This is a genomic window from Bacillus sp. VA13, assembly GCF_055710085.1.
This window is the reverse complement of record NZ_JBVQPP010000004.1, coordinates 100,743-112,474: the sequence shown is the minus strand read 5'-3', so window position 1 is coordinate 112,474 and position 11,732 is coordinate 100,743. Positions and strand designations below refer to the sequence as shown.

Here is an 11,732-nt window from a genome sequence, read left to right as displayed (position 1 = left end):
TTTGGTTACATGGAAACGTCAGCCCTTTTAAAACAGCAAATTGCGAAAGAAATAGGTTTGTCACAAAAATACGTTGAAAGTGTCATCCGCCTGCTTGAGGACGGCAACACAGTCCCGTTTATCGCCCGGTACCGAAAAGAGCAGACGGGGTCAATGGATGAGGTTCAGATTCAGACGATTTCTGAACGCTGGCAATACATACAAAACCTGAATCAGCGAAAAGAAGAAGTCATCCGGCTCATTGCAGAGCAGGATAAATTAACAGATGACTTAAAGCGAAAAATTGAGCAATCGGTGAAGCTTCAGGAAGTGGAAGACCTTTACCGCCCGTATAAACAAAAACGCAAAACAAAGGCGACAGTCGCAAAAAGCAAAGGCCTCGAGCCGCTTGCTGACTATATCCTGACACTTCCGCGAGATAACCGTCTGGCACAAACCGCAGATCAATACATCAGCGAAGAAAAAGAAGTGTTCACACGGGAAGAGGCGATTGAAGGCGCCAAGCATATTATTGCGGAACAAATCTCAGACGAGCCGAGTTTCAGAAAGTGGATTCGCCAGGAAACCTTTAAAAGAGGAAGCATTAAGTCTGCAGCCGGAAAATCGGCAGACACAGACGAGAAAAATGTGTATGAAATGTATTACGAGTATGAAGAGCCAATTGCAAAAGTCGTTCCGCACAGGGTGCTGGCGATGAACCGCGGCGAAAAAGAAGACATTTTAAAGGTGTCTATCGAACCGCCTGCGGATCACATTAAGGCGTATTTAGAAAAACAAATCATCAAAAACCGATCAACGTCCGTAAAAGAGATTTTGCAGGAAACGATTGAAGACAGCTATAAAAGGCTGATCCAGCCGGCAATAGAGCGTGAAATCAGAAAAGAGCTGTCAGAAAAAGCGGATGAACAGGCAATTCACATTTTTTCTGAGAACTTGAGAAAGCTTCTTCTGCAGCCGCCGATGAAAGGCAAAACCGTTCTCGGTGTTGACCCAGCGTTCCGAACTGGCTGTAAGCTTGCTGTATCAGATGAGACCGGAAAAGTCTTGAATATTGATGTCATCTATCCGCATGCGCCGGTCAACAAAACAAAAGAAGCCCATGAAAAAGTCAAAGCGATTCTCGAGCAGCATCAAGTCGAGATGGTGGCGATTGGAAACGGCACGGCATCAAGAGAAACAGAGCAATTCATCGTCAATGTACTGAAGGACATGCCGCGGAAAATTTATTATGTGATCGTTAATGAAGCGGGAGCAAGCGTATATTCGGCTTCTGAGCTTGCCAGAGAAGAATTCCCTGAGCTTCAGGTTGAAGAGCGCAGTGCCGTATCTATTGCGCGAAGACTTCAAGATCCGCTGGCGGAACTCGTGAAAATCGATCCGAAATCTGTTGGTGTCGGACAGTACCAGCATGATGTCAGCCAAAAACGCTTAAATGAATCTCTGCGGTTCGTCGTCGAAACTGTTGTTAACCAGGTGGGAGTAAACGTCAACACAGCATCCGCCGCGCTGCTTCAATATGTAGCGGGATTATCGAAGTCTGTCGCAGGCAACGTTGTCAAAAAACGTGAGGAAATCGGTAAGTTTTCGAATCGAAAAGAACTGAAGGACATCCCGAGACTCGGTGCGAAAACCTATGAGCAATGTATCGGTTTCTTAAGAGTGCAGGAAGGGACAGAGCCTTTGGACAGAACAGGCATCCACCCGGAAAGCTATAAAGAAACAAAAGCACTATTGAAAAAGCTCGGCCTTTCAACAGAACAAATCGGCACGGCGGAATTGAAGGATAAAATCAATCAGCTGGCGCTTTCTGAAACGGCACAAGAGCTGGGAATCGGAGAAATCACCCTGAAAGATATTTGTGAACAGCTGACAAGGCCGGAACGCGATCCTCGCGATGAGGTGCCTAAGCCTTTGCTGAAAACAGACGTCCTTCAGCTGGAAGATTTGAAAGAGGGAATGGAGCTGCAGGGCACCGTGCGCAATGTAGTGGACTTCGGAGCGTTTGTTGATATCGGAGTCAAACAAGACGGGCTTGTGCATATCTCAAAACTCAGCAATCAATTCGTCAAGCATCCTCTTGATGTCGTATCCGTCGGCGATATTGTAACGGTTTGGGTTGGCGGCGTAGATGTACAAAAAGGCAGAGTATCGCTGTCTATGGTAAAATAAAAGCACTGCTTACGAGCAGTGTTTTTTCCTATAAAAATACCAGCATTGATTCAGCAGTTTAATTTGGTAATTATCTTTTTCAAGGAACGCTTTTTGCATCTGTTTTTTAAGCCAATTTGGCATAGGCTCATTCCTCCTCAGCTTTTTTCATATGAGGGACGGTGATTACCATATTGTATGCGAACGGTGAATTGTCCCGTTCAATGTTTTTTAAGTGAGGTGCACCATGGATAACAAAGAGCTTCAAAAGCTGACAGAGGATATTTCCGAAACGTATTTTAACAAGCCGTTCCGCCATCAGGCGCTTTTTAATGACAGGCTTAAAACCACGGGCGGAAGGTACCTGTTAACCTCCCATAACATTGAATTGAACAGAAAATATCTGATTGAACACGGTAGGGAGGAACTAATCGGCATCATCAAGCACGAGCTCTGCCATTATCATCTTCACCTTGAAGGAAAGGGGTACAAGCACAGAGACAGAGATTTTCGAGTGTTGCTGCAGCAGGTCAACGCGCCAAGGTTCTGTACACCCCTTAAGAAAAAAACAGAAAACAAAAAAACTTATATGTATATCTGTACGGCGTGCGGCCAACAGTATATAAAGAAGCGTGCCATGAATCCTGACAGATACAGATGCGGAAAATGCCGCGGAAAAATAAAAAGAATTTTTTCGTAAAAAAGGTTGACGGATATGGCAAGCCTATGTTACATTATAAAAGTCGTCACGAGAGATAAATAAAAACATTTACCTCTTGACACTGTAAATTGAGGCTGATATAATAAGTCTTGTCTCATTATTCCACAGTAGCTCAGTGGTAGAGCTATCGGCTGTTAACCGATCGGTCGCAGGTTCGAATCCTGCCTGTGGAGCCATATTGGAGAAGTACTCAAGTGGCTGAAGAGGCGCCCCTGCTAAGGGTGTAGGTCGCGTAAGCGGCGCGAGGGTTCAAATCCCTCCTTCTCCGCCATAAGATTTCGATATAAGTTCTCAACCATCGGCCCGTTGGTCAAGCGGTTAAGACACCGCCCTTTCACGGCGGTAACACGGGTTCGAATCCCGTACGGGTCATTCCATTTTCGTTGGGCTATAGCCAAGCGGTAAGGCAACGGACTTTGACTCCGTCATGCGTTGGTTCGAATCCAGCTAGCCCAGCCATTTTTATTTTTTGAAATCTAATAGTAAGAGCCATTAGCTCAGTTGGTAGAGCATCTGACTTTTAATCAGAGGGTCGAAGGTTCGAGTCCTTCATGGCTCACCATTTGTCTTTTTGCGGGTGTGGCGGAATTGGCAGACGCGCTAGACTTAGGATCTAGTGTCTTACGACGTGGGGGTTCGAGTCCCTTCACCCGCACTTTATTTACAAAGTGCACGCAAATTGGTTTTACTAGGTTAAGAGCCTACTAAATCAGCACAAATACAATTTAATGATCACGCGGTCGTGGCGGAATGGCAGACGCGCTAGGTTGAGGGCCTAGTGGGTGAATAACCCGTGGAGGTTCAAGTCCTCTCGGCCGCATCAATGATACCAAGGGTTTTGAGTCCTTTGGTATTTTTTGTTTTTGAAGAAAATATGTTTTGTAACCAAAAGTGTCCACTAACTTAAAGTAAGTTATCTATTTGTTCGCCATTTCTTTTTGTTTGTTACCTTCTCGTTCAGATCAAAAGCACACAGTCAGCGTGCAAAGTGAATTAATTAGAGGAATAGACTAATTTATCAAGACCACAAATTTTAAAAAAAGATAAAAAGGACATAACATATTATTTATATAAAATATGTTATGTCCTTTCTTGTTCTACTAACGTATTCGCTCTATAAATGTACACAATGTTACTTTATTATGGAATAAAAACAAGTGTCAGTCAGCTTGCTACCATCTAATTTGATAACTAAATTTACTTCCTTTTTTAACATAATTGATTCTATCGATTTGCAACATCGTTAACAGTTATCTCTTTATTGAGAAAAGATTGTTGAGACTTAGTTGAACCATCTCATAAATTAGGTTGATGACGCTCTAAATATGCTTATTCCTCGCTTATCAATGAGGAATGATTGTCCTCCAAAAGTGTATTTTCTGCTTTGAAAAGTTTTTAATTCGTTTACATCTTAACGAGTCAAGAAGTATTTGATGTGTTTTACGGGACTATAAAAGGTCGCCAGCTTATGCAAAGAAATACAAAAATGGTGAAATGGACAAGCATAAGTGTGAGGATCAAAATAAGTATTTTTATAAATTAATATTTTTATGGGATAAGATTTATTGAAATTAATCAAGAATATGTAGAGTTGACAGAAGAGGAAAACAACAATATAACGATCATTTGATTGATGAAATGGAAGTAGAGTAGCATGAAGATGCTCTTTCGTTTTGTATATATAATGTTTACTATCAATTCAATGTATATTATAATAATTGGTAAAAGGAAAGGAGATTGGAAAAAATGATAAAAAAAGTATTAAAATCTACATCTCTTAAAGCGTTACTGGTTTTTTCATTAGTTTTATCCCTAGCTTCTGGATTTAGCAATAATGCACAAGCTGATTCAGGTGTCACAGCCTTAAATGGATCAGGTGAGTCTGTCAATGTTGAAAATGTTAAAGGAAAATTAGCAAATGAACTTAAGAAAAAAGCCATAGAAAAAATTAAAGGTGAGGAATTACAAAAAATTAGCTTTAAAGACCTTAATCTAAACACCCCAAAGGTCTTGTCGATAAAATCTGGAGATTATTTTGTTCAATTTGGTGTTAAAAATTCTAGTAAGCTAGATAAATTCAGTAATGTAACAGTTGTTTTTGATGAAGAAAAAAATATTGTTTCTTTTGTTGAGCAATACCTTAAGTTGTTAAACGATGAAACTGCAGAGTTTGTAATGCATGAAAATGGAAACCTATCGTATAATGAAATTCTTCATAAACCAGATGTTCAACCTCAATTTTCATGGGGAGTCCTAAATGACTGCCTTGCTGCACAAGGGATTTCCTGGGCTGCTATAGCAGTTATAGGCGTTGTATGTACTTTTGCTTGTACTATTGGTGGTCCTGCTGGATGTGCAGCTTGTATTATTACTGAAACAGCTGCAACAGGTTCGGTTGTAAGTGTATGTGTAAAAAAAGCATTTGAAGCTTAAATAAAAACATAAAATGAGTAACAAATAAAAAAAGTTGACTGAAACCTCAGTCAACTTTTTGTTTGCCCTAGTTGGTTAAAGCTTCTTGCTAATTATTATCAAAGAAAATGAGTAGATAAAGATTATTGACGATATGATTAACATTAATATATTTGTAGGTTCAATAAGTATAGGGGCAAGTTTTATTAGCAATAATATACAAGTAATAGAAGCTAGGGATAATAAAGCTGTCCAGAACAGTGAACGTTTTTTAATTTCTTTTGAACGTTCATCATTATCTTTAAGTTCAGGAAATAGATATAGTGCAAGGGCGAATGTAGATAGTGATAAAACCAAAAATGAATTGTAATTTATTTTATTACTATCAGACATAATTGAAGCAACTATCATTAATATGAAAATTAAAAAAAGAATTATACTACAATATAAAAGTGGTTTTCTTATATTCAATTTATAACCTCCTTGTGATCTAAATAAAATATTTTTTCAACAGGCACATTAAATCTTTTCGCAATTTTAAGAGCTAGTTGTAATGATGGTTTATATCTGTTTTTTTCAATCGAAATAATAGTTTGTCTAGATACGTTTAGTTCTTTCGCTAATACTTCTTGTGAAAGGTTATGTTTTTTTCTAAATAGTTCTAATTTGTTTTCCATTCATTCCCGTCTCTCCTTAATGTATTCTTCGATAATCCACATTTTATTATAAAATACAAAAAACGTAAAGTGAACTTTACAATTTAGGGGAAAAGGGGCAGAAAAACGAGCAAAAAACTTACTTCATCAGCAGTTTAGACCAAAAAGAACTAATTTCCTAGTAATTCTGGTGCAGTTCCAGTTGTAACTTCAGCTATAGCTTTATTAATAATTAAGTATCCTAAATTAACCTAATAGTGAGGTTAGGGAAATCAGTTGCTCTAAACATAAAAGAAAAACAAACCATTAAACCGACAGGGTTTTGGACATTTTTCTGTAACCCAAAGGTTTGGGCTATTGATGATTTTTTGAGTTCAAACCAAATAGAAGATACATTTTCCATTACAAGTTGGCAAAAAGAGTGGTTTAAGGAAAGTCAACAAGGGATTATTAGCGTTGGACATGCTGACATCCGTTATATCCTTATGGACGTCTTACATAGATTTGTATAGAATTTTGAATTTGGGATGGTTTACGGTTTAGTAATCATCCATGTAACACCAAATTTATCTATAACTTCTCCATAGTATGGCCCCATGGCTGCAAAGCAAAGGGATATTTGTTTTCTCCACCCTCACCAAGCTTTGTATATGCCTCTCTTGCTTCGCTCTCATTATCATAGGTTAAAGCAAGACTGATGCTGCGATTACCGACCACTTGTTCAAAGGAATCAGCAAGCATTAGGGTATTGTTTCCAGCTATCATCAAAGACAGATGCATAACTTTCTCCTTCATATCTTCTGAAGTTCCTGGTACCTCACCGAATGTTTTAAGTGATACAATTTCTCCACCGAGTGATTCTAAGTAAAAATCCGCCTGGCTTCTTGCGTTCTCTGACATTAGATAAGAGTTTAATTGTGCTCCCATGATTTCAACAACCTTTCCATTTTTATTTGTCTTTCTACGAATACAACGAATACGACTTAATGAAATCGACAAAGGAAAAAACTTATTTAAAATCTTTTTAACATGTGGAGTTGTTCCATTAAATTGGTTTCCATAATCAGAACATTTGAGTCCCTTAAGAACTCCCCTATCCTCCTAGATTACTTTTCGACAATTACTTTCGACGGCAAGTAGAAAATTCCTGCTGGTCATAAAAGGGTAGTACGGACGTTTATTGTTTGTGCTCACCATTTTTTAACCATAACTAATATAAACATATAGAAATGTTGGCAAATGAATATAAGAAGTGTAATGAAAACAAGCTTTCATAACCAGTGATAAGGATTTACTATGTTGAGGGCCTAGTGGGTGAATAACCCGTGGAGGTTCAAGTCCTCTCGGCCGCATCAATGATACCAAGGGTTTTAGACCTTTGGTATTTTTTTATGTTTTCTTTTATTTTTAAGGTTTACTCCTGTTTACTCCACTTGTTAGAATAATTCATCCAGCTTATCAGCAGTTTCTTTTTGTTTATTAGGAAAGAGATGACCATGAACATCGATTGTTGTTTTGATGGAAGCATGTCCTAGTCGTTCTTTTATTGTGATGTAATCTTCTTAATGAAAATCAGCCGGATTCTATTGGCAGCAGTGATTTTAAGTAGTGTATTTTCAATAAGTTATATGCAAAGTGATCATAATACTGAGATCAAAGTGGCAGCAGATAGGATAGGGGCATAGGTTACTAAAATAATTAGAAAAAGCTTAATCTTTTTGATTAAGCTTTTTTTAAAAGGTTCTGTTAAAGTTTAATGTTGGTTTACTTATAAAAAATGGAACTTCAAATATATGGAAGTTCAATTCTTATAACATTGACTTGTTCAACTAACGCACCCGTTACTTTAAGTACAACTCTTCTCAAACTTTATTCATTTTAACAAACCATATTTATTTTTAATCACGGTTATTTAGGCTATTACTATAGTGTCTAGGCGAAAATACGTTTTTTAATGCACTTATTATTCCAGGCACAAGAAAGAAGACGCCAAAAAAGACAGTAAGTAAATTTAATTGTGGTGTTTCATAAAAAGTAAACCAATTTATAAAAATTGACGATTCCGTAATTCTCCCAAATAGTGTTCCATTAATCTCTCTATAATTAGGTAACCATCTTGTTGTTTCAAATGTAATAAAAATTATCTGTGACAATAAAAATACACCAATTTGAGAAACCCAATATTTTTTTAAAAAATGGAACACTTTTTTGCTTTTCAGCCAACTAATATCCCTCCCTGCATTAGATACCGTTTTATATTGATATACGGAAAATTAAAGAATAAGTTTCAAAATCTAATGTTGAATGGATTCTAACACTTGAAACCAAGCTAGATAATTGTTCAGATATTGAAGGAAGTTGATGCGGAGAGATACCTGTATACACAGCAAGAATGGGAGCAATATCAAAGAGATTTAGCATTATTTTATTACGACAGGGCAATGAGTGACATATCACCTGATGAAATATAGAGTTCCGTTGGTCTCTAATATGCCCAATTTGTGCCCATAATTCATAAAAAATGGTGAGGTGTAAATAAAATAAACAGATGCTTTGATTAAAAGCTTTTGTAACCCATTATACGTTTTTACTAGGTTGAGGGTCTATCTTAGAAACCATACCAAACATCTTGGTATGATTTTTTTATATTGTAATCATTCAATTTCGAAAAAAATCTTTATTTTGAGGGAGTGTAAAGATTAATCTTCCCAATCCTCATCTTCATTTAAGTCCTCTTTACCCTTTTCTAGTCGCTGAAGAAGAAATTCTAGAAAATTAATTGCAGCTGTATATCCATTTCCTTTATGGTTATCCCAAAGAATAACTGGACACTCTCCATCTACCATTTTGTTTGTATCAAGACAATAAGAAAATTCATCTATATACTCAATAACAACAAGACCTGGTATAAGTTTGTAAAACGTTCTGTATTCTTTTGTTTGCTCTACAACTTCAGCTCCATGAGAGTCATAACCGAGTATCATAGTCCCGAACACGCCTCCTGAACCATACTTAGTTAAAACCACTTATAACTGTCTGGAAGGGTTACTCTGAGATCTTCTTCTATCTCTTTAATTTGTTTGTCAGTGACGCCTCCTATAAGAATTGAATATTTTTTATTCTCATCAAAGAATTTTTTCACTCTAGAGTAATTCACATTTAGCCTCACATACATTTGATTTTGGTTTGCAATTCATCGATCTTATTAAGTTCATACTCATAATCACAGTTTTCTTCTAAAACAAAATTCATAGTTTCAAAGAAACTTCTCGCATTCTTTAAGAGTGATTCAAAAAAATCAAGTTTCGGTAGTAAAACTTTTTGTTTTTGATCAATTTCACATAACAACATATCATTCGATATTGATTTCATTTTTAATAGAAGAGGTTGATCTGGAAAATAAGTTTCGCTTTCTCCTGTTTCAATAGCTTCTTCAATTAGATTTAAAAAATAAGCCCACAATTGGTCAACCAAGTCCCACATAGTGACATCAAGCAAATCTTGTTCACCATATTTTAAAATAATCGCCCCAGATAAATAGTAGGAGTCTAACTGTGATTTCATATTCTTTAGTCCCTCTATATTGCTAAGTGGAACAAAGTAATCGTCAATATTATTTTTTAAGATTGAAAGATCGTTTATCTTCTTATTTGGCCTAAGGATTAATGATTGAATATAAAACATTTTACCTCTCCTATTTTTCCGGATAAAATTGTCCTACTCTTCCTTTTTGAAAGCCTACAACATATTGTTGACCCTCATATGTTCCTCTAATTTGATAACTAAATTTAGTTCCTTTTTTCGTTAACTCTTCACGGTTTTGTTTCATAATTGATTCTATCGCATCTGCAACATCGTTAACAGTCATCTCTTTATTAAGAAAAGATTGTTGAGACTTAATTGAACCATCCCATAAATTAGGATGATGGCGCTCTAAAATATGCTTCATTCCTCGTTTGTCTATGAGGAATGATTGTCCTCCAAAAATGTATTTTCTGCTTTGAAAAGTTTTTAATTCGTTTACAACTTCATGCGGCTTAGCTTTCTTTAATCCTTGTACAGTAGACGAGGTCTTGAATATTTCAAGTGCAGAGTTTTTATAATTCTCTCCATCAATCACGTTGAAAGGAAAAGTCCCTGAACCACCAGCCATTGCGTACTGTTGTTCAAAAACATTTGGTATTTTAACGTATTCAATACCTTTTTTTATTCCTGCTTTTGATACTTCAAGTGTCTTAGTTGCAGCAACTTTTGAACCGGCTTTTGCAACTTTGGATACTTTATCAATACCCTTTGAACCAACTATTGCAAGGACAACCGTACTGCCTACATAGGAAACCCATTTTGCTCTGCTGTAGCTATCTCCATTAATCATATCACGTTGAAATGTGTCTTCTATGTCTTTTGCTATGATCTTATAAGTATCGATTGGATGTAAGGCTGCGTTCACAGTTCCAGAAAGCGATTCAATCGGGTGTCTTGCAAGTTGATAGAGACCCATCACTGTATCTTTACCTGCTTCATACATTCCCACTGCAATACCTTTTCCAATTTCAGCTTTTTGTTGGAGTTCTTCGAGTTGGCGAAAATAAACTTGCTGGTCAGGTTCCAAATTCTCGTATCCTATTTTCTTCGCAATTTTTAAATACTCGTCTGGATCTGTTACCTTTACAAGCTGTTTTTTCAAATCTTTTATTTCGCGTTTTTTAGCTTCTTCTTTTTTAATCTTCAAATAAGCTTCAGACTGCTTCTCGATATCGCTTTTTTTCTTATGTATATCGCTCTCACGATATGCCTTGGCATTATAGTGAAGGGGTGTAGCATTCTTGCCCTTACCTGTTGATTCCTGTAACTTTTGAAAGTCTGCTTTAATGAATTGTTCGTTAGGTTCAGTTATTGCATATTCAGTTTTTAAGTTTTCGTCCACATCGCCTATTTTATCAACAGTCTTTTTCCGTTTGTTTTCGTTAGAAGAGAGCTCATCCTTAAAAGTCTCTGTTGAAAATAAATCAAGTGGAAGAATGTCATCGATGTCATTCAGAATATCTTTCATTGCTTTCTTCTGCTCAGACATAATTGATTTTGATTTTTTATATGCGTTTGCTAATTCATGTTCTAAGAAGGATTCCTCGATATATGCATCAGATAAGCTGGCATCTTCTAAAACACCGGAGATACTAGTAAGGAAAGCGATCTTCATTTCAATTAAATCAATCCATTGATCAGTAACACCCACATGATCGTGATAAAATGCTTTGATATTGTTTGCTCCCTTGCCAGACAACTTACTGTCATCCAGATCAGCAACAGCCTTAAATGCTTTTCATAGTTTAATCATTTGATTTTTCAATTCTTTATAATCTTTTGCTCGGTTTTCAGCTTCAGATAACAAAGACTTAGCTTCAAATACCTTCATTGTCCAATCCTTTCAGCAAGTTTATATCCAAATATTACCATGGAATAGATATGAAGGTTTCAAAAATTGTATTTACGAATGTTAAATCATTTGATCATAATGCGATTTGGAAAAGTCCAGAAGTAGGGTATTTTTTGCTCACCAATTATATTAACGTAAAGTGAAGTTAGAAAGTGTAATGAACATAAGCTTTCATAACTAAGGCTATAAATTTGCAATGTTCAGGTCATTTTTTAACCACACTAGAAATAGGGGATTTTTATGCTTTCCTTTTTTAAGCTCTATGACTTGCCATCAAATGCAAGTCGTGGTAACTTTCAAAAAACATTTTTCGGCTGATACGCAGGGTTCAACGCTTATCAATCATTGTTTGACTAAT

Annotated in this window: 10 protein-coding genes, 7 tRNA genes and 3 pseudogenes; 12 read left to right on the top strand and 8 right to left on the bottom strand. The window is 36.6% G+C overall.

The genetic code is table 11. The features are described 5' to 3' along the window. The first annotated feature begins 9 nt into the window (after positions 1 to 9). Positions 10 to 2,169 (top strand): Tex family protein, encoded by a 2,160-nt coding sequence (locus AC0C66_RS15920; RefSeq protein ID WP_472973626.1) that lies wholly within the window; start codon positions 10 to 12, stop codon positions 2,167 to 2,169. A 9-nt stretch (positions 2,170 to 2,178) separates the two neighbouring features. Here the strand turns inward: AC0C66_RS15920 and cmpA are convergent, their stop codons facing one another. Then, complete coding sequence (gene cmpA, locus AC0C66_RS15915) at positions 2,179 to 2,292, bottom strand: cortex morphogenetic protein CmpA (protein ID WP_003225207.1); 114 nt, start codon at positions 2,290 to 2,292, stop codon at positions 2,179 to 2,181. A 103-nt stretch (positions 2,293 to 2,395) separates the two neighbouring features. Here cmpA and AC0C66_RS15910 point away from each other — a divergent pair, with 103 nt between their 5' ends. The 10 genes from AC0C66_RS15910 (at position 2,396) to AC0C66_RS15865 (ending at position 5,651) form a co-directional block, all read left to right on the top strand. Further along, entirely contained in the window at positions 2,396 to 2,848 is a 453-nt protein-coding gene (locus tag AC0C66_RS15910; protein ID WP_014112738.1) for a SprT family protein, read from the top strand. Between the two features lie 122 nt (positions 2,849 to 2,970). Continuing rightward, positions 2,971 to 3,045, top strand: a tRNA-Asn gene (locus tag AC0C66_RS15905). A 4-nt stretch (positions 3,046 to 3,049) separates the two neighbouring features. Then, positions 3,050 to 3,140 (top strand) — tRNA-Ser (locus AC0C66_RS15900). 29 nt (positions 3,141 to 3,169) lie between these two features. Continuing rightward, positions 3,170 to 3,241, top strand: a tRNA-Glu gene (locus AC0C66_RS15895). A 12-nt stretch (positions 3,242 to 3,253) separates the two neighbouring features. Then, a tRNA-Gln gene (locus AC0C66_RS15890) sits at positions 3,254 to 3,328 on the top strand. Positions 3,329 to 3,355: 27 nt separating this feature from the next. Beyond that, positions 3,356 to 3,431: transfer RNA gene (locus AC0C66_RS15885), tRNA-Lys, on the top strand. 11 nt (positions 3,432 to 3,442) lie between these two features. After that, positions 3,443 to 3,524: transfer RNA gene (locus AC0C66_RS15880), tRNA-Leu, on the top strand. 81 nt (positions 3,525 to 3,605) lie between these two features. After that, positions 3,606 to 3,689: transfer RNA gene (locus AC0C66_RS15875), tRNA-Leu, on the top strand. A gap of 926 nt (positions 3,690 to 4,615) precedes the next feature. Further along, a complete protein-coding gene (locus AC0C66_RS15870; protein WP_072183595.1) occupies positions 4,616 to 5,302 on the top strand; it encodes a hypothetical protein in 687 nt (228 codons plus the stop codon). A 133-nt stretch (positions 5,303 to 5,435) separates the two neighbouring features. Further along, entirely contained in the window at positions 5,436 to 5,651 is a 216-nt protein-coding gene (locus AC0C66_RS15865) for a hypothetical protein (protein WP_133063244.1), read from the top strand. Positions 5,652 to 5,748: 97 nt separating this feature from the next. Here the strand turns inward: AC0C66_RS15865 and AC0C66_RS15860 are convergent, their stop codons facing one another. The 3 genes and pseudogenes from AC0C66_RS15860 to AC0C66_RS15850 all read right to left on the bottom strand — a co-directional run. Continuing rightward, complete coding sequence (locus AC0C66_RS15860; RefSeq protein ID WP_072183593.1) at positions 5,749 to 5,958, bottom strand: helix-turn-helix transcriptional regulator; 210 nt, start codon at positions 5,956 to 5,958, stop codon at positions 5,749 to 5,751. Positions 5,959 to 6,507: 549 nt separating this feature from the next. After that, positions 6,508 to 6,864: a VOC family protein gene (locus AC0C66_RS15855; protein WP_309294815.1), complete on the bottom strand. Its 357-nt coding sequence runs from the start codon at positions 6,862 to 6,864 to the stop codon at positions 6,508 to 6,510. Positions 6,865 to 7,373: 509 nt separating this feature from the next. Then, positions 7,374 to 7,499: pseudogene (locus AC0C66_RS15850) on the bottom strand (tyrosine-type recombinase/integrase); the annotation flags it as partial. A gap of 3 nt (positions 7,500 to 7,502) precedes the next feature. On the opposite strand from AC0C66_RS15850, the gene AC0C66_RS15845 reads away from it, so the two are divergent. Next, positions 7,503 to 7,622: a phosphatase gene (locus AC0C66_RS15845; protein ID WP_072183293.1), complete on the top strand. Its 120-nt coding sequence runs from the start codon at positions 7,503 to 7,505 to the stop codon at positions 7,620 to 7,622. A gap of 213 nt (positions 7,623 to 7,835) precedes the next feature. Here AC0C66_RS15845 and AC0C66_RS15840 read toward each other — a convergent pair whose 3' ends face one another. The 4 genes and pseudogenes from AC0C66_RS15840 to AC0C66_RS15825 all read right to left on the bottom strand — a co-directional run bounded on the left by AC0C66_RS15840 (position 7,836) and on the right by AC0C66_RS15825 (position 11,353). Further along, positions 7,836 to 8,141, bottom strand: coding sequence for a YfzA family protein (locus AC0C66_RS15840; RefSeq protein ID WP_072183292.1), 306 nt, complete (start codon positions 8,139 to 8,141; stop codon positions 7,836 to 7,838). A gap of 495 nt (positions 8,142 to 8,636) precedes the next feature. Continuing rightward, positions 8,637 to 9,094, bottom strand: a pseudogene (locus AC0C66_RS15835) (SMI1/KNR4 family protein). An 8-nt stretch (positions 9,095 to 9,102) separates the two neighbouring features. Beyond that, positions 9,103 to 9,621: a hypothetical protein gene (locus AC0C66_RS15830; RefSeq protein ID WP_072183290.1), complete on the bottom strand. Its 519-nt coding sequence runs from the start codon at positions 9,619 to 9,621 to the stop codon at positions 9,103 to 9,105. 10 nt (positions 9,622 to 9,631) lie between these two features. After that, positions 9,632 to 11,353 (bottom strand): annotated as a pseudogene (locus AC0C66_RS15825) (ribonuclease YeeF family protein). Positions 11,354 to 11,732 lie beyond the last annotated feature (379 nt).

Bases quoted from the DNA above. Each gene is read 5' to 3' on its own strand.
- AC0C66_RS15920 (WP_472973626.1), top strand. From the start codon at position 10: ATGGAAACGTCAGCCCTTTTAAAACAGCAAATTGCGAAAGAAATAGGT.
- cmpA (WP_003225207.1), bottom strand. From the start codon at position 2,292: ATGCCAAATTGGCTTAAAAAACAGATGCAAAAAGCGTTCCTTGAAAAA.
- AC0C66_RS15910 (WP_014112738.1), top strand. From the start codon at position 2,396: ATGGATAACAAAGAGCTTCAAAAGCTGACAGAGGATATTTCCGAAACG.
- AC0C66_RS15870 (WP_072183595.1), top strand. From the start codon at position 4,616: ATGATAAAAAAAGTATTAAAATCTACATCTCTTAAAGCGTTACTGGTT.
- AC0C66_RS15865 (WP_133063244.1), top strand. From the start codon at position 5,436: ATGATTAACATTAATATATTTGTAGGTTCAATAAGTATAGGGGCAAGT.
- AC0C66_RS15860 (WP_072183593.1), bottom strand. From the start codon at position 5,958: ATGGAAAACAAATTAGAACTATTTAGAAAAAAACATAACCTTTCACAA.
- AC0C66_RS15855 (WP_309294815.1), bottom strand. From the start codon at position 6,864: ATGGGAGCACAATTAAACTCTTATCTAATGTCAGAGAACGCAAGAAGC.
- AC0C66_RS15845 (WP_072183293.1), top strand. From the start codon at position 7,503: ATGAAAATCAGCCGGATTCTATTGGCAGCAGTGATTTTAAGTAGTGTA.
- AC0C66_RS15830 (WP_072183290.1), bottom strand. From the start codon at position 9,621: ATGTTTTATATTCAATCATTAATCCTTAGGCCAAATAAGAAGATAAAC.